Here is a 23726-nt window from a genome sequence, read left to right on the forward strand (position 1 = left end):
GGATCGCAGGATCAAATAGTGCCGGCAGGTTTCCTGCCGCCGCGTGCTACCCTGCGGCTTTATTTTGTCAGGAGAGCAGACCTGTGATTCGCTTTGCCATTGTCGGCACCAACTGGATTACCCGTCAGTTTATTGACGCAGCACATGAGAGCGGCAGGTTTACGCTCAGCGCAGTCTATTCACGCAGCCAGCAGCAGGCTGACGCCTTTGCCGCAGATTACGCCTGTCCGCTCACGTTCACCTCACTGGAGGCTCTGGCGGCATGCCAGGATATCGACGCGGTCTATATCGCCAGCCCGAATGCACTGCACTGCGAACAGGCGCTGCTGTTTATGTCTCACGGTAAGCATGTGATCTGCGAGAAACCGCTGGCCTCCACGCTGCGTGAAGCCGAAGCGATGATCGCCTGCGCTCAACAGCATCAGGTTGTGCTGTTTGAAGCCTTTAAAACCGCCAGCCTGCCTAATTTTCTGCAGCTGCAGCGCACCCTGCCGCAGCTGGGCACGCTGCGTAAGGCGCTGTTCAGCTACTGTCAGTACTCTTCCCGTTACCCGCGCTATCTTGCCGGTGAAAACCCGAATACGTTTGACCCGCGCTGGTCCAATGGCTCCATCATGGATATCGGCTATTACTGCCTCGCTGCTGCCGTCACGCTGTGGGGTGCGCCACAGCGCGTCACGGCTGAAGCCACGCTGCTGGCGAGCGGCACAGATGCGCACGGCACCGTGATACTTCACTATGGCGAGTTCGACGTCACTCTGCTGCACTCCAAAGTCAGCAACTCCGCTATTCCGAGCGAAATTCAGGGAGAGGAGGGTTCGCTGCTTATTGAGAAACTGGCAGAGTGCCAGCAGCTGCGGCTACTGCCACGCAGCGGTGTTGAGCAGAATCTGACGCAGCCGCAGCACAGCAATACGATGCGCTATGAAGCAGAGGTGTTTGCCAGTCTGGTGGAAACGCAGCAGACCGCACACCCTGGCCTCGAAATTTCGCGGCTGACAGCAGCGCTGCTGACCACCATCCGCCAGCAGACCGGCGTGATATTTCCCGCCGATCGCCAGGAAGTGTAAATATTGCTAAATATGACTGGTCCTGCATTGCATCGGAGTGCGGCTGCGCTATTTTTTTCTAAGCAAAGGGGAGTAACTTGTCAGCTGATTGATCGTCATTACGATGTGTAGCGCATCCGGTCGTCAGGCAACCCGGAAGTGATTCTGTGTTGTAAGTGAGACCTTGCCGGAAGGCGAGGAGCGCTTGCAGCGTAATGAAAGCGGCTTACGTCTTCTGATGGAGCCGTTTTTTTTAACTTTCGCACAGGACACCATTATGCAATCGATAGGCACACCGTTACTCTGGGGCAGCTTTACCGTTGTTGTGCTGATTATGCTGGCGATCGATCTGCTGCTGCAGGGCCGGCGCGGCGCACAAACTATGTCGTTCAGACAGGCGGCTATCTGGTCGCTGATCTGGGTTTCCGTTTCACTGCTGTTTGCTGCCGCTTTCTGGTGGTATCTCGATACGCACGCCGGGCGCGAGGTTGCCACTACGCAGACGCTCGCTTTCCTGACCGGATACGTGCTGGAAAAAGCGCTGGCGGTGGATAACGTCTTTGTCTGGCTGATGCTGTTCAGCTACTTTGCTATTCCGCCCCAGCTGCAGCGGCGCGTCCTGATTTACGGCGTGCTGGGTGCCATTGTCTTGCGTACCATCATGATCTTTGCCGGCAGCTGGCTGGTCATGCAGTTCAGCTGGATCCTCTATATTTTCGGCGCGTTTCTGCTGTTTACCGGCATTAAGATGGCGCTGGCGCGCGAGGATGACACGGCCGTGGGTGATAAGCCGGTGGTGCGCTGGCTGCGTCAGCATCTGCGCATGACCGATTCGCTGGAGGGTGAGAAATTTTTTATTCGCCGTAACGGCGTACTGTTTGCCACCCCGCTGCTGCTGGTTCTGATTATGGTCGAGCTCAGCGATGTGATTTTTGCTGTCGACAGTATTCCGGCTATTTTTGCGGTAACCACCGATCCCTTTATTGTGCTGACCTCTAACCTGTTTGCCATACTCGGCCTGCGCGCCATGTATTTCCTGCTGTCGAATGTGGCTGAGCGCTTCTCTATGCTGAAATATGGGCTGGCTATCGTGCTGGTGTTTATCGGCATCAAAATGCTCATCGTCGAGTTTTACCACATTCCGGTCGCTGTCTCACTCAGCGTGGTGGGCATTATTCTGGGTGGAACGCTGCTGATCAACGCCTGGGTTAACCGGCGAAATGACCGCCGGCGCATCTCGCCATAATCTTCTGCAGGGGCGTAAATCGCCCCTGCTTTATTTCGCCTCAATGAAACTTTCCCTTTTTTATCTCTGTCACACTTCCTCTGTTTAGCAGATTGAAAAATCGATCCCGCACGCAAAGCCGGAATTATCGCTTTTCTCACCAGCACTTTTCCTTATACTCCGCCGGGCAAACCCTCTGGCGCGGAATAAACGCGCACCACACTCATGACCGATAGTAAAAGATCACGATATGCAAAATAACCTTTCCAGAGTGGCAGGCGTGCTGTTTAAAGGCAGCCTGGTCAAACAAATCATGGTAGGCCTGGTCGCTGGCGTAGCGCTGGCGTGGCTGTCGCGCGATGCCGCATTAGCCGCCGGCCTGCTGGGTGAACTCTTTGTCCGGGCACTGAAAGCCGTCGCGCCGCTGCTGGTTCTGGTGCTGGTCATCGCGTCCATTGCTAACCATCAGCAGGGACAGAAAACCAATATCCGTCCCATCATTATGCTTTATCTGCTCAGTACCCTGTTTGCCGCGATGATCGCGGTGATTTTCAGCCACCTCTTTCCGCAGACGCTGTCACTCGTTGCTGGCGATACGACAATCACGCCACCTTCCGGGATCACCGAGGTGCTGCATGGCCTGCTGATGAGCATGGTGGCTAATCCGTTCGAAGCGCTGATGAACGCGAACTACATCGGCATTCTGGTCTGGGCGCTGGGCCTTGGCCTTGCATTTCGTCATGCCAGTCCCGGCACCAAAGATTTTTTAAATGACGCCTCACACGCGGCAACCTGGGTCGTACGCTGTGTGATCCGCTGCGCGCCACTGGGCATCTTTGGCCTGGTCGCCTCCATTCTGGCCTCTACCGGCTTTGGGGCGCTGTGGGAATATGGCAGCCTGCTGGTCCTGCTGATTGGCTGCATGCTGTTCATGGCACTGATTGTGAACCCGCTGCTGGTGTATCAGAAAATCCGGCGTAATCCCTATCCACTGGTATTTACCTGCATTCGTGAAAGCGGCGTGACGGCTTTCTTTACCCGCAGCTCGGCCGCCAATATCCCGGTGAACATGGCGCTGGCAAAACGACTCAACCTTGATGAAGACACCTACTCCGTATCAATTCCGCTGGGTGCGACCATCAGCATGGCGGGCGCATCTATTACGATTACCGTACTGACGCTGGCTGCGGTGCATACGCTGGGCATCAATGTCGATGTACCGACAGCGATTCTGCTAAGCCTGGTTGCCACGCTGTGCGCCTGTGGTGCCTCCGGCGTAGCGGGTGGCTCATTGCTGTTAATCCCGGTGGCCTGCAATATGTTCGGCATTCCTAACGACCTGGCCATGCAGGTGGTGGCCGTTGGGTTTATTATCGGTGTGCTGCAGGATTCAGCAGAAACGGCCCTGAATTCCTCAACCGACATTCTGTTTACTGCGGCTGTCTGCCAGGCAGAAGCAGAACGCCAGCCCGGCACCGCGACCTGACCTCTCCTCTGCGGCGCACACTGTGCGCCGCGCGCTTTCATAGCCGCTGTGCTGCCATCCTTCCCTTCTGCCTCATGTAACAAACTGCTGCCATAAACTGGCAATGTTGCCATATCTGGAAAATACTAAGCGGTGGCGGCGCAACGTTACGCTAAATCACACGGCTTCTGCCCGTAACTGCAACTTGTTTGCCGCAGGCCGGCGAATCAAGCCGAACAGCGTAAAAACGGCCACGTTTGTACATTCTGAACCTGCAGACGGGGTCAGATAATCTGCAATAGTGTCAGCTCGTGTAAAGCTCCTTTTACTCCTGGCAGCAAAGGGTAAAACTCCACTACAACGGACATAATGCACTGTCTGAATTGGGAAGTATTTGTTACAGTTATCGCCCTTTTTTTACCATTTGCGACAAGGGCGTCAGAAAGTCGCTGATTTAACACGCATAGCCGCATGGATACGGACCCCTGCTCAGGTGGCATACCCAAAATGTATAACTCACCTCTGCCTGCGCTTTAGCCCCTGATGGGCTCGTTTAACAATGATGTTCGGGAAAGATTGATGGATATTTTGAAAGCACTGCTGCATGCCCTGTGGCAGCAGGATTATGAGATGCTCTCTGACCCCACGCTGGTGTGGGCGATCTACGGCTTACTGTTCATGATCCTGTTTCTTGAAAATGGCCTGCTTCCTGCCGCCTTCCTGCCCGGTGACAGCCTGCTGATCCTTGTCGGCGTGCTGATTGCCAAAGGCACAATGAGTTTTCCCCTGACGCTGCTGGTTCTCACCACAGGTGCCAGCCTCGGCTGCTGGGTAAGTTATATCCAGGGGCGATGGCTGGGTAATACCCCTACCGTACAGAAATGGCTTTCGCACCTGCCGGCACAATACCACCAGCGCGCCCACAGCCTGTTCCATCGTCACGGTCTCTCTGCCCTGTTGATTGGGCGCTTTATTGCGTTTGTACGCACGCTGCTGCCCACCATTGCAGGGTTATCTGGTTTGAGTAATGCGCGCTTTCAGTTCTTTAACTGGATGAGTGGCTTCCTGTGGGTATTGATCCTGACCGTACTTGGCTTTGCACTGGGCAAAACACCGCTGTTTCGCCGTTATGAAGATGAGCTGATGTTTTTTCTGATGATGCTGCCGCTGGCGCTGCTGGTCATCGGCCTGATCGGCTCGCTGGTCGTACTGTGGCGTAAGCGTCAGGCAGGACAAAACGGGAAAGCGCAGTAATGAAAACAGGACGTCTCTTTACCCGACCGCTGCTGCCGTGGCTGTGCGGCGGCCTGCTGCTGCTGCTCGCGGCCGGGGCTGCTCCACTGCTGTGGCAACATGAAACCGTGGTACAAATTCGCGTGGCGCATAGCGGCACCAATCTGCCGGATGGCTTTTATCTTTATCAGCAGCTCTCTGCCCAGGGCGTGCGCATTAAAAGTATTACGCCAGCAGGAGATGCGCTGGTGATCCACTTTGAAGATGAAGAACAGAGTCTGGCGGCGCAGAAGGTATTACGCCGCTTATTACCACAGGGTTTTGTTGTGGCCGCTGGCCCGCAGGCCTCACAGCAACCGCGCGACGCCAATCCCCCGACCTACAGCTAATCCGATCGTCTGACCTGCGGTCAGACGATACTTTTTCTCCGCTATCTCTTCGTCTTTTTTGAATTTTTGCCCCGGCTGACTATGCTTAACGTTAGCACAAGCCGACGCGACGCCGGGATACGCTCCTGTCTGGCAGGCGGCAGTTCATCAACAATGGAAGGTGTGAACGTGATGAAACAACTTCTTCTGGGTGCCATGCTTATCTCCTGCTCTGGCTCTCTGCTGGCGGCAGAGTCGCTGTGTCAGCAAAAAGAGCGCGATATCCGGCACGAGATTGCTATGGCAAAACAACATGATAATCAGCGCCGGGTAAACGGACTGGAACGGGCGCTGACAGAAGTTCGCGCCAGCTGCAGCGATCGGCAGCTGAAATCAGCGCACTCAGAACGTCTGAAGTCGCAGCAGAACAAGGTGGCCGAGCGCGAGCAGGAGCTGCAGAAAGCGCGCGACGACAGGGATGACAAAGACAAAATTGAAAAACGTGAACGCAAGCTGGATGAGGCACGACAGGAGCTGAAAAAGCTTGCTGCAGAGCCTTACTAATCGGACATAAATAATTGAAGTAATGGAGAACTCTCATGGCTAAAGACACCACATCTGAACATCTGCGCGCCGAACTGAAAAATCTGGCCGACACCCTGGAAGAAGTATTAAGCAGCTCTGCAGACAAATCCCGCAGCGAGCTGGATCGCCTGCGTCATAAAGCGCGCGGCGCACTGGAAAGTTCACGCGAGCGTCTGGGTGATTCCGGTGAGCGTATTGCCAAATCCACGCGTGAAGCCGCAGAGAAAGCGGAAGACTATGTGCGTGAGAACCCGTGGCACGGCGTTGGCGTTGGCGCAGCCGTGGGCGTGCTGATTGGCATTCTGATTTCGCGTCGTTGATATGAACGATTCTCAGCAAAGCCACGGCCCGGGCAAAGGGGTCTTTAACATCGGTCAGCGCGTGGTAACTACGCTGGTCAGTATGGTCGAGACGCGTGTCCGGCTGGCCGTTGTCGAGCTGGAAGAAGAGAAAGCCAATCTGATCCAGATGCTGATCATGATTGGCCTGACCATGCTGTTTACGGCATTTGGGCTGATGAGTCTGATGGTGTTGATCATCTGGGCGGTTGACGCGCAATACCGGCTGATGGCGATCGGAGTGACCACAGGCGTACTGTTTTTGCTTGCGCTGATTTTCGGTCTGTGGACGCTGCGTAAATCGCGTCAGTCGACGCTGCTGCGTCATACCCGTAAAGAGCTCGATTCCGATCGTAAACTACTGGAGGAGGACCGCTCATGAGCAGTCGCCATGAACGCGAAGCCCGCATTCATGAACTCCTTAATACGGTTCAGCAGCAGCGGCTCGATTTAAGCGCAGCAGGACGTGACTGGCTGGAAAATACAGCCCGCTATGACCGCGGCTGGCTGACGCTGGTAAGCTATCGCCGCTATCTGGCGATAGGAAGCAGCGCGCTGGCTATCTGGTCAGTACGCAGCCCTAACCGGCTGTTGCGCCTCGTTAAACGCGGCTTCGGCCTGTGGAGCACCTGGCGTATGATTAAATCATCCATGCCGGGGCGCTAACCGCTCTATAAAAAACCGGACCAGCAGGTCCGGTTTTTTTTCGTCAGAATTCCTGAATAACTTCGACAGTTTATCTTGCTTACAACCCTTTCGCGCCGCGATTATTATCTCTCTCCATCAGCCCGGTGAACGTTTATCTGCGTTGCAGCGGGAAATTAACGGACAGGTTTTCAGCCTGCCACAAAATTACGCTGGAGTAGATGATGAAAAAATTCGAAGATGCAGGACTGTTAGCCGCGCGTGTACTGATGACTATTCTGTTTATTACGGCCGGCTGGGGCAAAATTACCGCTTATGCCGGCACTGAGCAGTATATGCAGGCCATGGGCGTGCCGGGCTTTATGCTGCCGCTGGTGATCCTGCTGGAACTGGGGGGCGGCCTGGCTATTCTGTTTGGTTTCCTGACGCGCTTTACCGCGCTGTTTACCGCAGGCTTTACTCTGCTGACCGCATTTCTGTTTCACAGCAACTTTGCAGAAGGCGTAAACCAGCTGATGTTTATGAAAAACCTCAGCATTGCTGGCGGTTTCCTGGTTCTGGGTCTGGTGGGACCAGGCGCCTGGAGTATTGATCGTCTGATCCGCCAGCGCATGGCCCCCGCCGCCGCCCGTTAAGCGCGCAGGTAGCTTACAGCAGATATACTGAATACAGGGGCAGAGGATCATCCTCGCCCCTTTTTTCTATGGAGGGCATATGGGACAGCTGATTGAGGGTGTCTGGCACGATACCTGGTACGATACAAAGTCAACCGGAGGGCGTTTCAAACGCTCAGAGTCAGCGTGGCGTAACTGGATCACGCCTGATGGCAGCGCCGGCCCTGACGGTAAGTCCGGCTATGCAGCAGAGCGCGATCGCTACCATCTGTACGTTTCACTTGCCTGCCCGTGGGCGCATCGCACGCTGCTGATGCGCAAGCTTAAAGGGCTGGAAGAGATGATATCGGTTTCCGTGGTTCATCCGCTGATGCTGGAGAACGGCTGGACGTTTGATGACAGCTTTCCGGAGGCAACCGGCGACACGCTGTATCAGCATGAATTTTTCTACCAGCTCTATCTGCATGCCGATCCGCACTACAGCGGCCGCGTGACCGTACCGGTGCTGTGGGACAAGCAGCAGCACACCATTGTCAGCAATGAGTCGGCCGACATTATCCGCATGCTCAACAGCGCATTTGATGCACAGGGCGCACGAGCCGGCGACTACTATCCTGCCGATCTGCGCGATAAGATCGATGAACTTAACGGCTGGATTTACGATACGGTCAATAATGGCGTCTATAAGAGCGGTTTTGCTACCTCTCAGGCCGCTTACGATGAAGCCGTTACCGCCCTGTTTCATTCACTGACGCGGCTGGAGCAGATCCTGGGACAGCATCGCTATCTCACCGGCGATCGCCTGACTGAAGCCGATCTGCGCCTGTGGACCACGCTGGTACGCTTTGACCCGGTGTATGTTACTCACTTCAAGTGCGACAGGCACCGCATTAGTGACTATCGCAATCTGAATGGCTTTCTGCGCGATATTTACCAGATGCCCGGTATTGCAGAGACGGTGAATCTGCCGCAGATCCGCCATCATTATTACTGCAGCCATAAAACCATCAACCCGAACGGCGTGATTTCACTCGGTCCGGCATTTGACTGGGATGAACCCCACGGCCGCGGTTAATCGGATGTAAAACGGGCGCCATTAATGGCGCCCCTGGCCGCAAACAACCGCGAACCGAATACCTGCATACGAAACGGGCGCCATTAATGGCGCCCCTACGCATAACCGTAGGGGGCGCATTCTTGCGCCCCGGGGTGTTTAGATGTAGGGGACGCATTCATGCGTCCCTGGCTGAATCCATGCGCCCCTGGCCGCAGAGAGAAACGGAAATACCTGCACTCGCGGCTCACAAAACAAAAAGCCCCGCCGGGGCGGGGCTTTTCATTTGAAAAGTCGAAACTGACCGATAAGCCGGGTTCTGTCGTGGACAGTCATTCATCTAGGCCAGCAATCGCTCACTGGCTCAAGCAGCCTACCCGGGTTCAGTACGGGCCGTACCATGTGAACCCCTATTTGGCCTTGCTCCGGGTGGAGTTTACCGTGCCACGGACTGTTGCCAGCCGCGCGGTGCGCTCTTACCGCACCCTTTCACCCTTACCTGATCCCGTTTCCGGGCCATCGGCGGTTTGCTCTCTGTTGCACTGGTCGTAGGCTTGCGCCCCCCAGGCGTTACCTGGCACCCTGCCCTGTGGAGCCCGGACTTTCCTCCCCTCTGCCTGTCTCCCCCGAAAGGGACGACGACAAAGCGGCGACTGTCTGGTCAGCTTCGGCGCAGGATAATAGGCGATCTGACCACGTTTGTCACTCTTCTTGCTGCGCCAGCGCATATTTATACAGCGCATTTTTTTTCACGCCGTGGATCTCCGCGGTCAGCGCAGCGGCTTTTTTCAGCGGCAGCTCCGCCTGCAGCAGCGCCAGCGTACGCAACGCCTCGGCTGGCAGCGCCTCCTCATCTGCCTTATGTCCCTCAACAATCAGCACCATCTCGCCCTTGCGCCGGTTCTCATCTTCCCGCACCCAGGCAAGCAGCTCTCCCACCGGCGCGCCATAGATCGACTCCCAGGTTTTGGTCAGCTCGCGCGCCAGTACCACATAGCGCGCTGCGCCCCATACGGCTGCCATATCCTGCAGCGTATCCAGCAGTCGATGGGTCGACTCATAAAACACCAGCGTACGCGGCTCTTCGCTCAGCGCACGCAGTGCATCGCAGCGCCCTTTGCTTTTCGCCGGCAGAAACCCCTCGTAACAGAATCGATCGGACGGTAATCCCGCCGCGCTTAATGCTGCAATGGCTGCACAGGCGCCCGGCAGCGGCACAACGCGCACGCCCGCCTCGCGGCAGCGACGCACCAGATGGTAGCCCGGATCGTTGATCAGCGGCGTGCCGGCATCGGAGACCAGGGCGATACTCTGCCCCTCCTGTAGCTTCGCCAGCAGCACATCCGCTTTCTGCTGTTCGTTATGATCGTGAAGTGCGAACAGTCGCGCATTGATGGCGAAATGTTGTAGCAACAGCCCGGTATGACGTGTATCTTCCGCTGCAACGAGATCGACGCTCGCCAGCACCGTCAGCGCACGCTGTGTGATATCACCCAGGTTACCGATCGGGGTAGGAACGATATAGAGCGTACTGGCAGAAATCTCTGCCCGATCGAGTTGTTTCATTGTCTCATCCGAATTGCCGATTTAATATTGAGCATCAAGAAAAAAACATCACTGGATACAGTATGCTTCCTTCAAAAGTCGTACGTCGTAAAGCAGGACGCTTTGTACCTGTTCTTCTCGCCGGGCTGATTCTGGCCGCCTGTAGCGGTCAGGGTCCGCAGCAAACCTCTAACGTCAATATTCAGGGGCCCGCAACCGGACGCTCTGACTATTATCTGCAGCAGGCACAGCAAAGCAGCGATGATAGCAAGACCGACTGGCAATTACTTGCCATCCGTGCCCTGTTGAAGGAAGGAAAGTATCCTCAGGCACAAACGCAGCTTGGCCAGCTGCCGCAGCAGCTCTCTGATGTGCAGCAGCAGGAGCTGCAGCTGCTGCGCGCGCAGCTGCAGATTGCGCAGCAGAATTACAGCGGCGCTCAGCAGCAGCTCAGCTCGATTAAAGTGGCCGATCTCTCTTCCGATCAGCAGGTACGCTACTACGCACTGCAGATCGCCGCGGCGCAGAACCGGCCATCGCTGGCGCTGCTGCGCGCCTATATCGCGCAGGAACCGCTCTTAAAAGGTGACGAACACCAGAGTAACATCGACGCGACCTGGCAGGCGCTGACCCAGCTGACGCAGGACCAGCTTAACAGCGTTGTCATCAATGCCGATGAAAATACCCTGCAGGGCTGGCTCGATCTGCTCAATACCTGGCACGCTAACAGCCAGGATCCGCAGATGCTGAAGGCGGCCATTAGCGACTGGCAGACGCGCTACCCGCAAAACCCGGCGGCAAAAACGCTGCCAGCGCAGCTAAGCCAGGTCAAAAACTTCAGCCAGGCTTCCACCAGCACCATCGCCCTGCTGCTGCCGCTGAACGGTCAGGCGCAGGTGTTTGCGAATGCGATTCAGAAAGGCTTTAACGATGCAAAAAATGGCGTGCTGAGCGCGGCTGCCCCGGCACAGAGCAGCGCGCCGGAAAGCGCCACTGCCCAGCCTGCGCCGGACGCGACAGCGGATAGTGGAGCGGCCAACAGCGTGGTTAGCCCGGCGGCCGCCAGCATGCCTGCGCAGGAGAACACGCAGCAGCAGCCTGCTGCACCAGCCTCTCAGCCAGCCGCCAGCAGCGCACAGATTAAAGTGTACGATACCAGCAGCCAGCCGATCGCTCAGGTCATGCAGCAGGCGCAGCAGGATGGCGCCACGCTGGTCGTTGGCCCGCTGCTGAAAAATCATGTGGAAGAAGTAGCAAACAGCCAGACCCCGCTCAACGTACTGGCGCTAAACGAGCCGGAACAGATCCAGAACCATCCGAATATCTGCTATTTTGCGCTTTCTCCTGAAGACGAAGCGCGTGATGCAGCGCACCATATCTATGAGCAGGGCAAGCGCCAGCCGCTGCTGCTGCTGCCGCGCAGCAGTTATGGCGACCGGGTCGGAAAAGCGTTTGCAGAAGAGTGGCAGCAGCTGGGTGGTGCCACGGTGCTGCAGCAGCGCTTTGGTGGCGTGGCCGAGCTGAAACAGGGCATTAACAGCGGAGCCGGTATTGCGCTGAGCGGCACGCCGCTGACGGTACAAATGGAGCAGCCGCAAAGCGTGGCCATTGCAGGCCTGACGATCCCGGCGCCGCAGAGCAGCACCCCGGCACCGGCAGCTGACAGCAGTGGCGGTAGCGTGGACGCCGTTTACATCGTCGCCAGCCAGAATGAGCTGCAGCTGATCAAACCGATGATCGCCATGCGCACCAGCAGCCGCAACAGCACGGCGCTTTATGCCAGCTCGCGCAGCGCGCAGGCGGGCGCCGGTCCCGATTTCCGGCTGGAGATGGAAGGCCTGCAGTACAGCGATATTCCGCTGCTCTCCGGCGCTAACCCTGGCCTGATGCAGCAGGCAGCGAAGACGTTTAACAACGACTATTCGCTGGTGCGCCTCTACGCGATGGGCATTGATGCCTGGACGCTGGCAACACAGTTTAACCAGATGCGGCAGGTAGCCGGCTTTGCCATTGATGGCAACACCGGTAAGCTGAGCGCCGACACGGATTGTGTCATCAACAGGAAGCTGGCATGGAACCAGTATCGCCAGGGACAGGTCGTTCCGGTACAGTAAACCGCCAGCGTATCGGCGCGGAGCATGAACAGCAGGCGCGTCACTATCTGGAGCGCGCCGGGCTGAAGTGGGTCGCCAGTAACGTCCGCTTTCGCGGAGGTGAACTTGACCTGATTATGCGCGACGCCGACTGCTGGGTATTTGTAGAAGTGCGCTACCGGCGCGATGCGCGCTACGGCGGAGCAGCCGCCAGCGTGACGCGTCAGAAACAGCAGAAGCTGCTGCGGGCAGCGGCGCTCTGGCTGCTGACGCGCGGCGGCAGTTTTGAGACGGTCAATTGCCGTTTTGACATCATTGCCATTACCGGGCGCGAACTGACGTGGCTGCCCGCTGCTTTTAATGCCGATGAATAGAACCAGGTGGTCTTGTGCAGGACAGAATTAAAGCGTGTTTTACTGAAAGTATTCAGACGCAGATTGCCGCAGCCGAAGCGCTGCCGGATGCGATCTCCCGCGCCGCGATGACGCTGGTGCAGTCGCTGCTGAATGGTCATAAAATTCTCAGCTGCGGTAACGGTGCCTCAGCGGCCAATGCGCAGCACTTTGCGGCCAGCATGATTAACCGGTTTGAAACCGAGCGTCCCAGCCTGCCGGCGCTGGCGCTGAGCGCAGATAACGTTATGCTCACCGCCATCGGTAACGATCGGCTGCATGATGAGATCTACGCCAAACAGGTACGGGCGCTGGGTCAGGCGGGTGATGTGCTGCTGGCGATCTCAACCCGGGGTAATACCCGTGACATCGTTAAAGCGGTTGAGGCGGCAGTGACGCGCGATATGACTATTGTCGCGCTGACCGGACACGACGGCGGCGAGCTGGCTGGCCTGCTCGGCCCTCACGACGTGGAAATCCGCATTCCCTCTCATCACAGTGCGCGCATTCAGGAGATGCATATGCTGACGCTGAACTGCCTGTGCGACTTGATCGATAACACCCTCTTTCCCCACCAGGAATGACTGAAGGAGCTTACATGAAAGCATTGAACGCTATCGCCCTGCTGTTAACGGCCATGCTGCTGCAGGGCTGCGTGGCAGTGGTTGCCGGCGGTGCCGCTGTTGCCACCAAAACCGCCACTGACCCCCGCACCGTGGGTACGCAGGTTGATGACGGTACGCTGGAGCTGCGCGTCTCTAACGCGCTGGCAAAAGATGAACAGATTAAGAAGCAGGCGCGGGTCATTGTTACCGCTTACCAGGGCAAAGTGCTGCTGACCGGTCAGGCACCGTCTGCCGATCTCGCCAGCCGTGCCAAACAGATCGCTATGGGCGTCGACGGCGCAACAGAGATCTACAATGAGATCCGCACCGGAGAGAAGGTCAGCCTTGGCACCTCTTCTTCCGATACCTGGATCACGACCAAGATCCGCTCGCAGCTGCTGGGCAGCGATCAGGTCAAATCGTCTAACGTGAAAGTGACGACGGAAAACGGGGAAGTCTTCCTGCTGGGACTGGTCACGCAGGAAGAAGCCACGGCGGCGGCAGATGTTGCCAGCCGGGTCAGCGGCGTGAAGCACGTGACAACCGCCTTTACCATTCTGAAATAATCTTCATTCTTCCTGTGAGGGCGGCGCTGGCCGCCCTTTTTTATGCCGGTAAATCGATCACCAGCGCACGCAGCGGCGTCTCTGCCTGCAGGATAAGCTGCTGCTCATCACGAATAAATGCACCGTCACCGCACTGCAGCCGCTGCTGGTTCGCGCTGCTGCTGCGCACATCCAGCGTGCCGTGAATCGACTGCAGGTACGCGCGCGCGCCGCGCAGCTGCACAATCTGCTCCTCTCCCGGCGCTAACGTCACCTGATACACTCTCGCATCCTGACGCAGCTGCAAACTCTGGTCTGCCCCATCAGGCGAAGCCAGCAGCAGCGGCGATGCGCCATTAAGCGTCATCCGCTGCTGCAGCGGGTTTTCCCGTTCCGGACAGGCGCTCAGCCAGAGCTGCAGGCGCGTCAGCGGCCGATCTTTGCTGAGGTTTATCTCGCTGTAGCTTACGCCCTGCCGCGCAGACAGCAGCATCGCCTCACCTGCCCGTACGGTCAGGCGCTGTCCCTCGCTGTCGCGATACTCCGCCTCGCCCTGCAGCACCAGATTTAACACATCAACCTGCGGATAGGTGCGGGGCTGAAAAGCGGCACCCGGCGCCAGCACCTCCTGGTTCAGCACGCGCAGCGCGGCGTACCCCATCAGTTTGGGATCAAAATAGTGGCCAAAAGAGAAGCTATAGCGCGCCTGCAACCAGCCAAAATCAGCCTGGCCACATGCGGACGCGCAGCGGGTTGTCATCATGCTATACCTCCGGTGCACTGCAGGAGACGCTCACTGCAGGCTTAATCGGTTTATGGTAAAAGGCTGGACGGCGGAATGTTAGCCAGTTAATCTGCCTGGCATATTCAAATTTACTGACAGAGAATCAGTATGGCTAAAGAGCGTGCATTAACGTTAGAAGCGTTACGGGTGATGGATGCGATCGATCGGCGCGGCAGCTTTGCCGCCGCGGCAGATGAGCTGGGTCGCGTTCCCTCTGCGCTGAGCTATACCATGCAGAAGCTGGAAGAGGAGCTGGATGTGGTGCTGTTCGATCGCTCCGGTCATCGCACCAAATTCACTAACGTTGGCCGGATGCTGCTGGAGCGCGGCCGCGTACTGCTGGAGGCCGCAGACAAGCTCACCACCGACGCAGAAGCGCTGGCGCGCGGCTGGGAAACGCAGCTGACTATCGTAGCGGAGGCACTCATCCCCACCGACCTGCTGTTTCCGCTGGTCAGCAAACTGTCAGAAAAAGCCAACACGCAGATATCTCTGATCACTGAAGTGCTGGCGGGCGCGTGGGAACGTCTGGAGCAGGGCCGGGCGGATATCGTCATCGCACCTGACCTGCACTTCCGCGCCTCCAGCGAAATCAATACCCGCAAGCTTTACACCATTATGAGCGTCTATGTCGCCAGTCCTGACCACCCTATTCATCAGGAGGCAGAGCCGCTTTCGGAAGTCACGCGTGTGAAATATCGCGGCATTGCCGTCGCTGACACGGCGCGTGAACGTCCGGTGCTGACGGTACAGCTGCTGGATAAGCAGCAGCGTCTTACGGTCAGCAGCATGGATGACAAGCGGCGGGCGCTGCTGGCGGGACTGGGCGTTGCCACCATGCCTTATCCGATGGTAGAGAAAGATATTGCCGAGGGCCGGCTGCGCGTGGTCAGCGCTGAGTATACGCGGGAAGTGGATATTATTATGGCCTGGCGTCGCGACAGCATGGGTGAAGCCAAAGCCTGGTGCCTGCGTGAAATCCCGAAGCTGCTGGCTAAGCGCAATCAGGCCTAGTCAGGGGCGGCCCAGACACTCTATCGCCACGGTTTTAAAATGGTCAAAGTCACGGCACTCCCGCAGGCGCGGCATGGCACGTTCGCGCAAAAAGGTGACAAACAGATCGTAGAGCGCCATCGCCTCTTCATATTCACGTTTGCTGATAGCCAGCAGAAAGATCACGCAGGCGGTCTCATCACCCCAGCTGACGCCATGCGGCGCAATAACGGTATAGACCGCGGTTTTCTGCGCCAGCAGGCCGAGCGCGTGCGGCAACGCAATGCCATCCCCGAGCAGCGTGCTGACAATCGCTTCACGCTCAACCACGGATGGATAAAAGTCTGCTGCAACAAAGCCCTGCTCCTGCAGGCGATCGCACAGCAGCTGAAAGAGCGCCTGCTGCGTCAGCGGCTGATCCAGCACCATAAAATGCTGCGCGGAGAAATATTTTTCCAGCATCCACGGCCGGGTGCGATCCACCAGCACCAGCTTGCCGAGCTGCTCCAGCTGAAAGCCGGTCGGAAAGGGCGACATCACTACCACCGGCCGGTTCTTTTCATGCAGCCGCACCGTAGAGATAACAAAATCTTCTTCAATCCGCTCGCGCAGCGCGTAGTCGCGCTGTGTCAGCCGGGCGGTGACCACCAGCTGCGGATATTTGCGCAGCAGCAGCGCCTCAATCATCCGCAGCGTTGAGGTTCCGCTATCGCACACCAGCAGTACGCGCGGGTGGCGCTGATAGCCAACGTCATAGTGCCGCTCCAGCCCCACGCCAATATGCAGCACCAGAAAGCCAATCTCATTTTCGCTCAGCGTATAAGGAGTATATTTGCTCCAGCTGCTGACGGCGGCCAGCGTCACATCCCACGCCAGCGGATAGTGCTGTTTGATGTTGCTCAGCAGCGGATTGGGAATATGGATCTGATAGCGCACCCGGGTGATCATCGATTTGATATGGGTAAGCAGATCGGCGCGCAGCTGCTCGTCGTGCTGCAGCTGGTAGGCATAATGCGTATTGATATAACTCAGCAGCCAGCTCACCAGCGCGTCAGCGTCATCTGCATTGATGGTGCTTGGCTCCAGCGCCTGGATCTGACGCGCGGCGATATTGACGCGCAGCCAGTTCTCTTCCGCCCGCGATAAGGCTTTGCCGGTAAGCGGTCGCAGCTGATGCACCAGCGCGTGCGCCGCCTCACGCACCTCTTCGCCTACTTCTTCTGCGCCCGGATCGCTGAGCGGAAAGCCTTCGCTGATGCGGCGTACTGCTACCGCGCAGTAGATCAGCAGGTAGCGCTCGCCCTCATCGCTGAGACGAATAGCGTAACGGCTGAGGCAGTGCTGCAGCAGCGGCTGCAGCTGCGTCAGCATATCACTGCGCAGTACTTCAATGCTCAGCAGCGGGCTGTCGGGCGTCTCCTGGTCGATCTGCCACAGCAGATCGGTAAGGCAGGTGCGGATAGCCGTCTCGCTGCCAAACAGCTTCATGCCGTAGCGCGGTTTAGTTTCGATATGCAGATGATAGCGCCCCAGCCACTCCCGCACCTCTGCCATATCCCCCTGCAGCGTGGCGCGACTGACAAACCACTCTTCCGAGAGATCTTCCAGCCGCAGTGACCAGGCCGCAGTAAGAAAGCGGCTGAGCAGATAGCGAACCCGCTCCTGCGAGGTGCGCGGCACCCGCAGCGGCGCGCTGCTTTGCTGCTGCAGCGAATCAAAGCGTGCCGCGTCAGCCACCTGCAGCTGATAGCCGGCGCCGCGCGCCAGCACAAACTGTGCGCCGTGCTGCTCCAGCAGCGCGTTCAGCGCCGCAATGTCGGTGCGCACCGTGCGCGTAGAGACCGAGAAACGCCGTGCCAGCTCATCCTGCGGCAGCGTTTCATGCTGCAGTGCGGCAAACAGCTGCGCCAGACGCTGATTAGGAAATCTCACAAAGCCTCACCCGTAACGAAGTTATTGCAGCAGTGCCTTGCACGTTGCCAGAAGCTGGCGCACATCGTCAATGCGCGTCTCACCGCTTGCGCTGTCGATAATTGAGCTGTAAACGTGCGGGATCACTTTACTGACGCCCGCCTCCAGCGCGATCTGCACGATCTCCGCAAAATTATGCAGATCGATACCGCCGGTGGGCTCCAGCCAGAAATCGCGCCGGGCGCACGCCTCTGCGACCGCGCGATACTCCGCCACCGCGCTCAGACCGCCCATCGGAAAATATTTTACCGAGCTGCCGCCCATGTCCTGCAGCATGGCGATGGCGCTGTCGATCGGCACAATCGCTTCCGCCGCCTGTGAGCTTAGCGGACCGGTTGAGATCTTCACTTTCCCTGGCGTTCCGCTGGGGGAGACCAGACCATTTACCACCGTCTGCGACTGTCCCAGCAGCGCACGGCTGGTCGCGACTCCGGTAAACACCTGATTGACATGCTGCGGCTGCAGCACCGCTGCCAGTTCGCTCACCATAGCAGACTGACGCGGATCGCCGGCCCCGAGACCGATAGAGAGCGCGTTATCAATCAGCGCGGCGTAATCGCGCATGTCAGCCAGCGCCGCGTCGTGGCTGGCATAATTTTTTGACAGCACGCCAACCAGCACATGCCCTTCTGCTGCCAGCCAGATGTCGCGTGCGTTCTGCTTTGAGCCCGCCAGTACGTTGAGACAGAGACGATCCTGATAAAAATCGGGGGTCAGCTTCATGCACGGTTTCCTTTTGCCAGCAGCGCGTCAATACGGCTGAAGATAGTCTGCAGCTGCGCGGCAGTGACGCTGCGCACGTCGGCTTCGATAATGCTTTCGTTTGCCTTATAGCCGCGAAAATAGATAGCGATGTCGCCGTTTTTCAGCGCCTGGACGAGATCGCCGGTTGCCCAGCCGGTCAGCGCTTCATCGAGATGAATTTCTGTACGCGCAATATCGCGCCCGGCGCTGTCCCATACCACCCGCGCGGTGACGCCCGGCAGCTGGTTAAGCTGGTCGATGAATGGCGTCATGTGCTGAACCATCTCGCTGCCGCTGATTTTTGGCTGCGACAGGTAGCGCTCAATGGCCTGCGTCAGGCCCAGAATCCCCTCTTTGCCCACTTTCATCGCACGACCGATGCCGTTGCTCTGCCGTTTTACCCATTCGACACAGCGGCTGCGCCCTACCACCAGTCCGCTGGAGGGACCCTCTATCGCCTTGGCACCGCTGTAGATCACCAGGTCAGCACCCATCTGGTAGTAGCAGCGCAGGTCTTCTTCTGCCGCCGCATCCACAATCAGCGGGATGCCATGCTGCTGCGCGACTTCTGCCGCCTGCGCCACGCTGAGGTGGCTTTTTTGCACGCAATGGTGCGATTTTACGTAGAGCAGCGCTGCCGTAGCCGGCGTGATCGCCGCTGCCAGCTGCGCGGCGGAACACTCGTTGCTGTAGCCCGCTTCCACCAGCCGGCCACCGCCCAGCGCGACCATGGTGCCGACCGGCGCGCCGTAGTTCACGTTGTGCCCTTTAGGCACGACGATCTCATGCGGAACCGTGAGCGGCGCCGCGTGCAGGTTATCCAGCAGCCAGGCGTTATCTTTCACAATGACCCCGGCCACACACTGAGCGATACCCGCCGAGGCGCAGGAGACCACGACGGCGCTTTCTGCCTGCAGCAGTCCGGCAATGTAGTCACCGGTATGGTTCACCAGATCTTTCATTTCAAAGTAGTGGTTCAGGCCATAGCTGACGCTTTCCACCACCTCCGGTGCCGGCGTCGAGACGCCCAGAATAGTCATACGGCCTGACGCGTTGATCACCTGTTTCAGGTGATATTTTTCATAAACTGAAGACATGATGACGCTTTCCCTCTTCGGTCAGATGCCACTGGCCTGCCACTGTCACAGCCACCGGCAAAAAATGGTGCTCTCCCGCCACCTGTTCGCCCTCTGCATCGGTAAACGGACGGGTCTCCTGATTCACACTGAAAATAGTCAGATCGGCATCGCTGCCCGGCGTCAGATCGCCTTTGCCACTGAGGCGCAGCGCCGCTGCTGCCTGGGTTGTCACGCAGGCGATCACCTGCGGCAGCGTCATGCCCAGCGCAAGAAACTTAGACATCACGTGCGCGAGGCTGTGTACCGGCCCGTGCAGGCGGTTGCGACAGTAGATATCGGAGCTGATGGTATCGGGCAGAATGCCGCGGGCGATCGCCTGTCGCGCCACCGCAAAGCTGAAGCTGGCGCTGCCGTGCCCGATATCGAGCGTGACGCCGCGCGCCAGCGCCTGACTGACCGCCGCTTTCAGCTCACCCTGCGCGGAGAGAATGCGGTTAGGTTTGCCGTTAAAGCAGTGGGTAATGATATCGCCGGCGGTCAGCAGCTCAGCGATCTCCTCCAGCACCGGCGGATCGTTACCGATATGTACCATGAGCGGCAGATCGCCGGCAGCGTGCTGGATCGCTTTGGCGCGGATCAGCGGTGCAATGCCGTTTTCCCCGACCACGCTGCTGCTCATGCGCGCTTTCAGACCAACAATGAAACCGGGATGGCGCGTGACCGCCTGCACCACCGCTGCTTCATCAATCTGACGCATATCCGCCAGTTCGTTCTGGGTGACTATCCCGGTGCGGGCAACGTTGATCAGCGCCCTGACGTCGGTGGCGGCGTGGCGCGTCAGCTGCCGGAAGTCATCGATCTGGTCGGCGCCGGTGCTGCCGGCATCCACCACGGTGGTGACGCCCTGCGCAACGCCGACAGCGTCCGCTTCATCGTGGTAGACAGGCGATTTTGCATAGCAGTGTACGTGGCTGTCTATCCAGCCTGCGCTGACGTACCAGCGCCCGGCCAGATCGCGCTCCTGCTGCGCGGTGCCCGTGACGTTGCCGACGACGGCGATTTTGCCGTCGCGAAGAGCGATATCCACCAGCTGCTCATCGCACAGTCGTGCGCGGCGCAGAATCAGATCAAACATGGTTACTCCTTACTGCGTTTGCGGCCAGGGGCGCATGAATGCGCCCCCTACATCCTTACCCCAGGGTCGCCATTCATGGCGCCCGCCCTGTTACAGCGAAATCGGGAACATCGCACCCAGCACCATGGCACCCAGAATTGCGCCGCCGGTAATCGGCTTGTTCCACAGGTAAAACAGCAGAGCGCCAGCGAGCGAGCCCAGGCCAATGGGAATGGAGGCTGCCATCGCCGACAGGATAATCAGCGGGCCGAGAAAGCGTCCGGAGGCGTTGCCTGCGCCCATCATCACATCGGCGCCATAGGTGGAATCGCTCTGGTTGATGGTAAATTTGCGCGCCAGAATAATGACGTAACCAATCGCCACCCCGATCACCAGACCGGTTACCAGCGAAGCCGCAAAGTTCGCGACCGGAAACACAATGCCTGCGCCCAGCAGCAGCGCCGGCACGCCCAGCCCGACGCCGGTCTGGATCGCACCGCCGATATCCAGAATACCGACCAGCGAGCCTTCAATGATGCGGGCAAACAGAAAGCTGGCGCCAAACGCGGCGACCGCGCCATAGACGCCGGTCTCCATGCCGGCGCGCAGCATCGACACAAACGCCACTTCGTTAAAGGCGCCGATTCCGTAGAGGTAGTACATATGCGTACCGGCAAATACGCCGGATGAGAGCAGGCCGACAAAAATCGGGAAGGACCAGTCGGCATACCAGAAGCCGCGATTTTCATGTTCGTTCATGGATGGCTCCTTATTTGCCGCTCAGGCTGTTGTGGATCATGTCAAGCCAGCCAGGGACGCCGAGCTGGAAAGATTGCAGCAGTTTCATATCGAACCCGCGGAAGAAGCCGCTCAGTACAAACAGCAGCACAATTGCCGCCATCATGACTTTCGTCACCCGGTTCCAGCCGCTCTCCTCTACCCCTTTCCCAATCAGGATCCCCAGCACCAGCCCCGGTACGGCATTACCCATAATCAGCTGCGCCAGGCCGCCAAAGATGGTGGCCCAGAAGCCCGATTTTTTGCCGGCGTCGATGGCTGCCAGCCAGAAAATGACCGGCATGACGGTGTTTACCAGCAGGTTAGCCGCCGGCACCAGCACCTTGACTGCCGTCACCTGCAGCGCAGCCGGAACGGCTGAGGCGGTGCTGTTCAGAAAAGCCACGACGATCATGCCGATGATGCCGCACGCTATCGCCATACGCTTCGGGTTATGCAGCGTCTCTGCCACATTGCGATTTTTGACCATCAGCGCCGCAGCACCCCAGTTCGGCAGAATGCGGTGATCCACATCCTGCGTGAAGGAGCCAGCCGCCACAGAGGACGCCCAGGCGTTGAAAAAGAAGCCGAGACCAAAAGAGAAATGGGAAGCGGGGTCGCCTTCACACGAGTTAAGCTCGCCCAGGGTACGAAATGCACCCATGCCCTGTGTGACCGGTGCGTGGAACATGCGCGCTGCGCCAGCTCCCACCCCGACGCCGACCAGCCCGCCGATAATTAACGACTTAAACAAAATGATGAGAAACATAGTGTTGTACCCTTTATTGTCATTGTTGCGCCGGGTAAGCCCGCTCTCCTGGCAGGATAACGACCAGACCAGCGCGTTCAGGGTGTCGCCGTAAATGTCACGCTTTCCATATCGATAACGGTGACGCTGACGCTGATTTCCAGTTCAACGCTGTAGTGATGTCGCTCGCGCGCCAGGAAAAAAAACAGAAATTTTTCCCGCCGGGTACGCACCCTGGCGTGCAGCACCCGCACATCCAGCGGCTCAATGCGCAGCAGCAGCTTCTGGCTGTTGCGCAATACCTGCTGCTGCACGCTGCTGAGCGCATCGGCAAAGGCTTTTGCTTTGGTATCGCCTTTACCCTGCACGATAACCTGCGTCTCATAGTGCTGTTTCATACGTCAGCTGCCGTGCTTCTTGTTCCAGGCCTGCACCAGCCGTTCGCCCAGCTCCTCTTTATCCATAAAACCAAAGCCCAGCACGGTTGCCCCTTCGTTGATCGCCGTTACGCCCTCGTCTACCGAGCGCATGCCATGTTTCGCCCGGTAGCCATATTTGTTCTGCGCGGTGATAGCACCCGCGCCGCCGCTGCCGCAGAAAGAGATGCCGAAATCAGCGTTTTCCGCTTTCATCACATCACCCAGCTTCATATCGGCTGCCACGCCCGGCACCACCACCGCGCGTCCACCCGCTTTTTCAATGCCGGCAGCCACTTTCTGGCCTTTACCCAGACGATCGCCAATCACCACTGTCACCATGTTCACTTCCTCTCTGTTTATGCGTCGTTACTTTTCGCCACTTCAATATGCACCGAGAGCAGCCAGGCCTCTTCCACCGGCAGATTGCCGAACAGATCGACGATCTGTTGCGCCAGCTGCAGGCTGTCAGGCGGAATATCATCAAACAGCTCCGCTTCTACCTCCGGCAGCGCCTCGCCGCTTAGCGAGCGGCTGGCCATCGCCTGAACGTGCGAATTCAGCATCTGCTGCTGCACCGGTGTGGGGCTAATCTGGTGCGCGGTATAGAGGATCGCGATTTGACTTAATATGCGATCCGCCAGCGCCTGAACGGCTTCTGCGTTCAGCGGGACAGCATCACTCCTCACCCTTCTACTCCTGTTTACGGCAGATAATTCGCGTTAAAAAACAAACTACGCGTTCCGTCCGGCCGTGTGGAGACGCACTTTTTCCACCCTGAAACGGAAATGTGGCAACGCGCGGTGCGTCAGATCGCAGACAGCACATATCGCGCATGCCAGCGGCTGGCATGCATCAGGCGTGCGGGAAAGTTATATATTTGCAGAGGAGTGTGCAGGGGAGGATCGGTAAAGCGGGCCAGCACGCAGGCTGGCCCCGAGTATCAGCGGAATTTCTTATGGTTGGTATTGCGGATATCTTCCAGTTTTTTCGCTTCGGCTTTTGCCTCATCCAGCTTGCTGGCCTGAGCGAGCTTGTCGACCACGTCAATCTGCGCAATCAGTGCGTCAAGACCGGCGTGATAATCTTTGATCTGTGCGCTATCCGCCGGCTGCCCTTCCAGCTTGTCCGGCGTGGAATTTTTGGCATCCTGCGCGGCCTGGCGCATTTTACCGAGCGCAGTATGCATCTCCTGCGCGTCATCCGTTTTCTTCACTACGCTCAGGTTCTCTTTCAGCGTATCCATATCCTGTTCAAGATCTGCCGCCAGCACGCTGGCAGAAGAGAACAGTAACGACAGAGACAACATTGCAATTAAATGCTTACGCATGACGTGTTCCTTTT

At 58.0% G+C, this 23726-nt stretch carries 28 protein-coding genes and 1 other RNA gene; 16 read left to right on the top strand and 13 right to left on the bottom strand.

Annotated features, from left to right (window positions below; genetic code table 11):
* The first annotated feature begins 83 nt into the window (after window positions 1–83).
* The 11 genes from B4056_RS01805 (at window position 84) to B4056_RS01855 (ending at window position 8597) form a co-directional block, all read left to right on the top strand.
* Window positions 84–1070, top strand: coding sequence for a Gfo/Idh/MocA family protein (locus B4056_RS01805; protein WP_039380502.1), 987 nt, complete (start codon window positions 84–86; stop codon window positions 1068–1070).
* Between the two features lie 256 nt (window positions 1071–1326).
* On the top strand, window positions 1327–2295 hold the full coding sequence (locus tag B4056_RS01810; protein ID WP_039385651.1) for a TerC family protein: 969 nt from the start codon (window positions 1327–1329) through the stop codon (window positions 2293–2295).
* A 229-nt stretch (window positions 2296–2524) separates the two neighbouring features.
* Entirely contained in the window at window positions 2525–3760 is a 1236-nt protein-coding gene (gene sstT / locus B4056_RS01815) for a serine/threonine transporter SstT (protein ID WP_094111019.1), read from the top strand.
* A gap of 558 nt (window positions 3761–4318) precedes the next feature.
* Window positions 4319–4993 carry a DedA family protein gene (locus B4056_RS01820; protein ID WP_039380506.1) on the top strand — a complete coding sequence of 225 codons (675 nt, stop codon included), beginning with the start codon at window positions 4319–4321 and terminating at the stop codon, window positions 4991–4993.
* Complete coding sequence (mzrA, locus tag B4056_RS01825; protein WP_094111020.1) at window positions 4993–5361, top strand: EnvZ/OmpR regulon moderator MzrA; 369 nt, start codon at window positions 4993–4995, stop codon at window positions 5359–5361. Before B4056_RS01820 ends, mzrA begins: the two co-directional genes overlap by 1 nt.
* Before the next feature lie 171 nt (window positions 5362–5532).
* Window positions 5533–5904 carry a DUF1090 domain-containing protein gene (locus tag B4056_RS01830; RefSeq protein ID WP_139239686.1) on the top strand — a complete coding sequence of 124 codons (372 nt, stop codon included), beginning with the start codon at window positions 5533–5535 and terminating at the stop codon, window positions 5902–5904.
* Between the two features lie 35 nt (window positions 5905–5939).
* Window positions 5940–6245, top strand: coding sequence for a DUF883 family protein (locus tag B4056_RS01835; RefSeq protein ID WP_039380513.1), 306 nt, complete (start codon window positions 5940–5942; stop codon window positions 6243–6245).
* Between the two features lies 1 nt (window position 6246).
* Entirely contained in the window at window positions 6247–6645 is a 399-nt protein-coding gene (locus tag B4056_RS01840) for a phage holin family protein (RefSeq protein ID WP_039380515.1), read from the top strand.
* Window positions 6642–6929, top strand: coding sequence for a YqjK-like family protein (locus B4056_RS01845; RefSeq protein WP_288653677.1), 288 nt, complete (start codon window positions 6642–6644; stop codon window positions 6927–6929). The genes B4056_RS01840 and B4056_RS01845 overlap by 4 nt, the downstream gene beginning before the upstream one ends.
* 203 nt (window positions 6930–7132) lie before the next feature.
* A complete protein-coding gene (locus B4056_RS01850) occupies window positions 7133–7543 on the top strand; it encodes a DoxX family protein (protein ID WP_039380520.1) in 411 nt (136 codons plus the stop codon).
* A 79-nt stretch (window positions 7544–7622) separates the two neighbouring features.
* Entirely contained in the window at window positions 7623–8597 is a 975-nt protein-coding gene (locus tag B4056_RS01855; RefSeq protein ID WP_288653678.1) for a glutathione S-transferase family protein, read from the top strand.
* A gap of 271 nt (window positions 8598–8868) precedes the next feature.
* Here the strand turns inward: B4056_RS01855 and rnpB are convergent.
* Window positions 8869–9245: RNase P RNA component class A (rnpB, locus tag B4056_RS01860), an RNA gene on the bottom strand.
* Between the two features lie 33 nt (window positions 9246–9278).
* The gene (gene rsmI, locus B4056_RS01865) at window positions 9279–10142 is read right to left on the bottom strand and encodes a 16S rRNA (cytidine(1402)-2'-O)-methyltransferase (protein ID WP_039380525.1); all 864 of its coding nucleotides are present in this window, start codon (window positions 10140–10142) and stop codon (window positions 9279–9281) included.
* A 62-nt stretch (window positions 10143–10204) separates the two neighbouring features.
* On the opposite strand from rsmI, the gene B4056_RS01870 reads away from it, so the two are divergent.
* Genes B4056_RS01870 through dolP form a run of 4 tightly spaced genes read left to right on the top strand, consistent with a single transcriptional unit; the run spans window position 10205 to window position 13777 of the window.
* Window positions 10205–12235 (top strand): penicillin-binding protein activator, encoded by a 2031-nt coding sequence (locus B4056_RS01870; protein WP_288653679.1) that lies wholly within the window; start codon window positions 10205–10207, stop codon window positions 12233–12235.
* Window positions 12193–12588 carry a YraN family protein gene (locus tag B4056_RS01875; RefSeq protein ID WP_071669191.1) on the top strand — a complete coding sequence of 132 codons (396 nt, stop codon included), beginning with the start codon at window positions 12193–12195 and terminating at the stop codon, window positions 12586–12588. The genes B4056_RS01870 and B4056_RS01875 overlap by 43 nt, the downstream gene beginning before the upstream one ends.
* Before the next feature lie 14 nt (window positions 12589–12602).
* Window positions 12603–13190, top strand: a complete 588-nt coding sequence (gene diaA, locus B4056_RS01880; protein ID WP_039380533.1) for a DnaA initiator-associating protein DiaA — start codon at window positions 12603–12605, stop codon at window positions 13188–13190.
* A gap of 14 nt (window positions 13191–13204) precedes the next feature.
* Window positions 13205–13777 carry a division/outer membrane stress-associated lipid-binding lipoprotein gene (gene dolP, locus B4056_RS01885; protein WP_288653680.1) on the top strand — a complete coding sequence of 191 codons (573 nt, stop codon included), beginning with the start codon at window positions 13205–13207 and terminating at the stop codon, window positions 13775–13777.
* A 40-nt stretch (window positions 13778–13817) separates the two neighbouring features.
* Here dolP and B4056_RS01890 read toward each other — a convergent pair whose 3' ends face one another.
* On the bottom strand, window positions 13818–14519 hold the full coding sequence (locus B4056_RS01890) for a pirin family protein (protein ID WP_094111023.1): 702 nt from the start codon (window positions 14517–14519) through the stop codon (window positions 13818–13820).
* A gap of 129 nt (window positions 14520–14648) precedes the next feature.
* On the opposite strand from B4056_RS01890, the gene B4056_RS01895 reads away from it, so the two are divergent.
* Window positions 14649–15554 carry a LysR family transcriptional regulator gene (locus B4056_RS01895; protein ID WP_039380543.1) on the top strand — a complete coding sequence of 302 codons (906 nt, stop codon included), beginning with the start codon at window positions 14649–14651 and terminating at the stop codon, window positions 15552–15554.
* Here B4056_RS01895 and B4056_RS01900 read toward each other — a convergent pair whose 3' ends face one another.
* The 10 genes from B4056_RS01900 to cybC form a co-directional block, all read right to left on the bottom strand.
* Window positions 15555–17465 carry a BglG family transcription antiterminator gene (locus B4056_RS01900; protein ID WP_071669189.1) on the bottom strand — a complete coding sequence of 637 codons (1911 nt, stop codon included), beginning with the start codon at window positions 17463–17465 and terminating at the stop codon, window positions 15555–15557.
* 21 nt (window positions 17466–17486) lie between these two features.
* Window positions 17487–18227 carry a 2-dehydro-3-deoxy-phosphogluconate aldolase gene (gene dagF / locus B4056_RS01905; RefSeq protein ID WP_113655521.1) on the bottom strand — a complete coding sequence of 247 codons (741 nt, stop codon included), beginning with the start codon at window positions 18225–18227 and terminating at the stop codon, window positions 17487–17489.
* Window positions 18224–19345: a DgaE family pyridoxal phosphate-dependent ammonia lyase gene (locus tag B4056_RS01910; protein ID WP_288653681.1), complete on the bottom strand. Its 1122-nt coding sequence runs from the start codon at window positions 19343–19345 to the stop codon at window positions 18224–18226. Before B4056_RS01910 ends, dagF begins: the two co-directional genes overlap by 4 nt.
* Window positions 19329–20462 (bottom strand): amidohydrolase/deacetylase family metallohydrolase, encoded by a 1134-nt coding sequence (locus B4056_RS01915; RefSeq protein ID WP_094111025.1) that lies wholly within the window; start codon window positions 20460–20462, stop codon window positions 19329–19331. The genes B4056_RS01910 and B4056_RS01915 overlap by 17 nt, the downstream gene beginning before the upstream one ends.
* Window positions 20463–20552: 90 nt before the next feature.
* Window positions 20553–21200, bottom strand: a complete 648-nt coding sequence (locus B4056_RS01920) for a DUF4310 family protein (protein WP_039380556.1) — start codon at window positions 21198–21200, stop codon at window positions 20553–20555.
* Between the two features lie 10 nt (window positions 21201–21210).
* Window positions 21211–21987 (bottom strand): DUF4311 domain-containing protein, encoded by a 777-nt coding sequence (locus B4056_RS01925; RefSeq protein WP_071669187.1) that lies wholly within the window; start codon window positions 21985–21987, stop codon window positions 21211–21213.
* A 77-nt stretch (window positions 21988–22064) separates the two neighbouring features.
* On the bottom strand, window positions 22065–22364 hold the full coding sequence (locus B4056_RS01930) for a DUF4312 family protein (protein ID WP_071669186.1): 300 nt from the start codon (window positions 22362–22364) through the stop codon (window positions 22065–22067).
* A 3-nt stretch (window positions 22365–22367) separates the two neighbouring features.
* Window positions 22368–22724, bottom strand: a complete 357-nt coding sequence (locus B4056_RS01935; RefSeq protein WP_039380562.1) for an SFCGS family glycine-rich protein — start codon at window positions 22722–22724, stop codon at window positions 22368–22370.
* Between the two features lie 17 nt (window positions 22725–22741).
* Complete coding sequence (locus B4056_RS01940) at window positions 22742–23071, bottom strand: glycine dehydrogenase (RefSeq protein ID WP_039380564.1); 330 nt, start codon at window positions 23069–23071, stop codon at window positions 22742–22744.
* A 254-nt stretch (window positions 23072–23325) separates the two neighbouring features.
* Entirely contained in the window at window positions 23326–23712 is a 387-nt protein-coding gene (gene cybC / locus B4056_RS01945; RefSeq protein WP_071669184.1) for a cytochrome b562, read from the bottom strand.
* Window positions 23713–23726: the final 14 nt, after the last annotated feature.

Source organism: Pantoea sp. UBA7232, assembly GCF_002473195.1.
Lineage (GTDB): Bacteria > Pseudomonadota > Gammaproteobacteria > Enterobacterales > Enterobacteriaceae > Pantoea > Pantoea eucrina.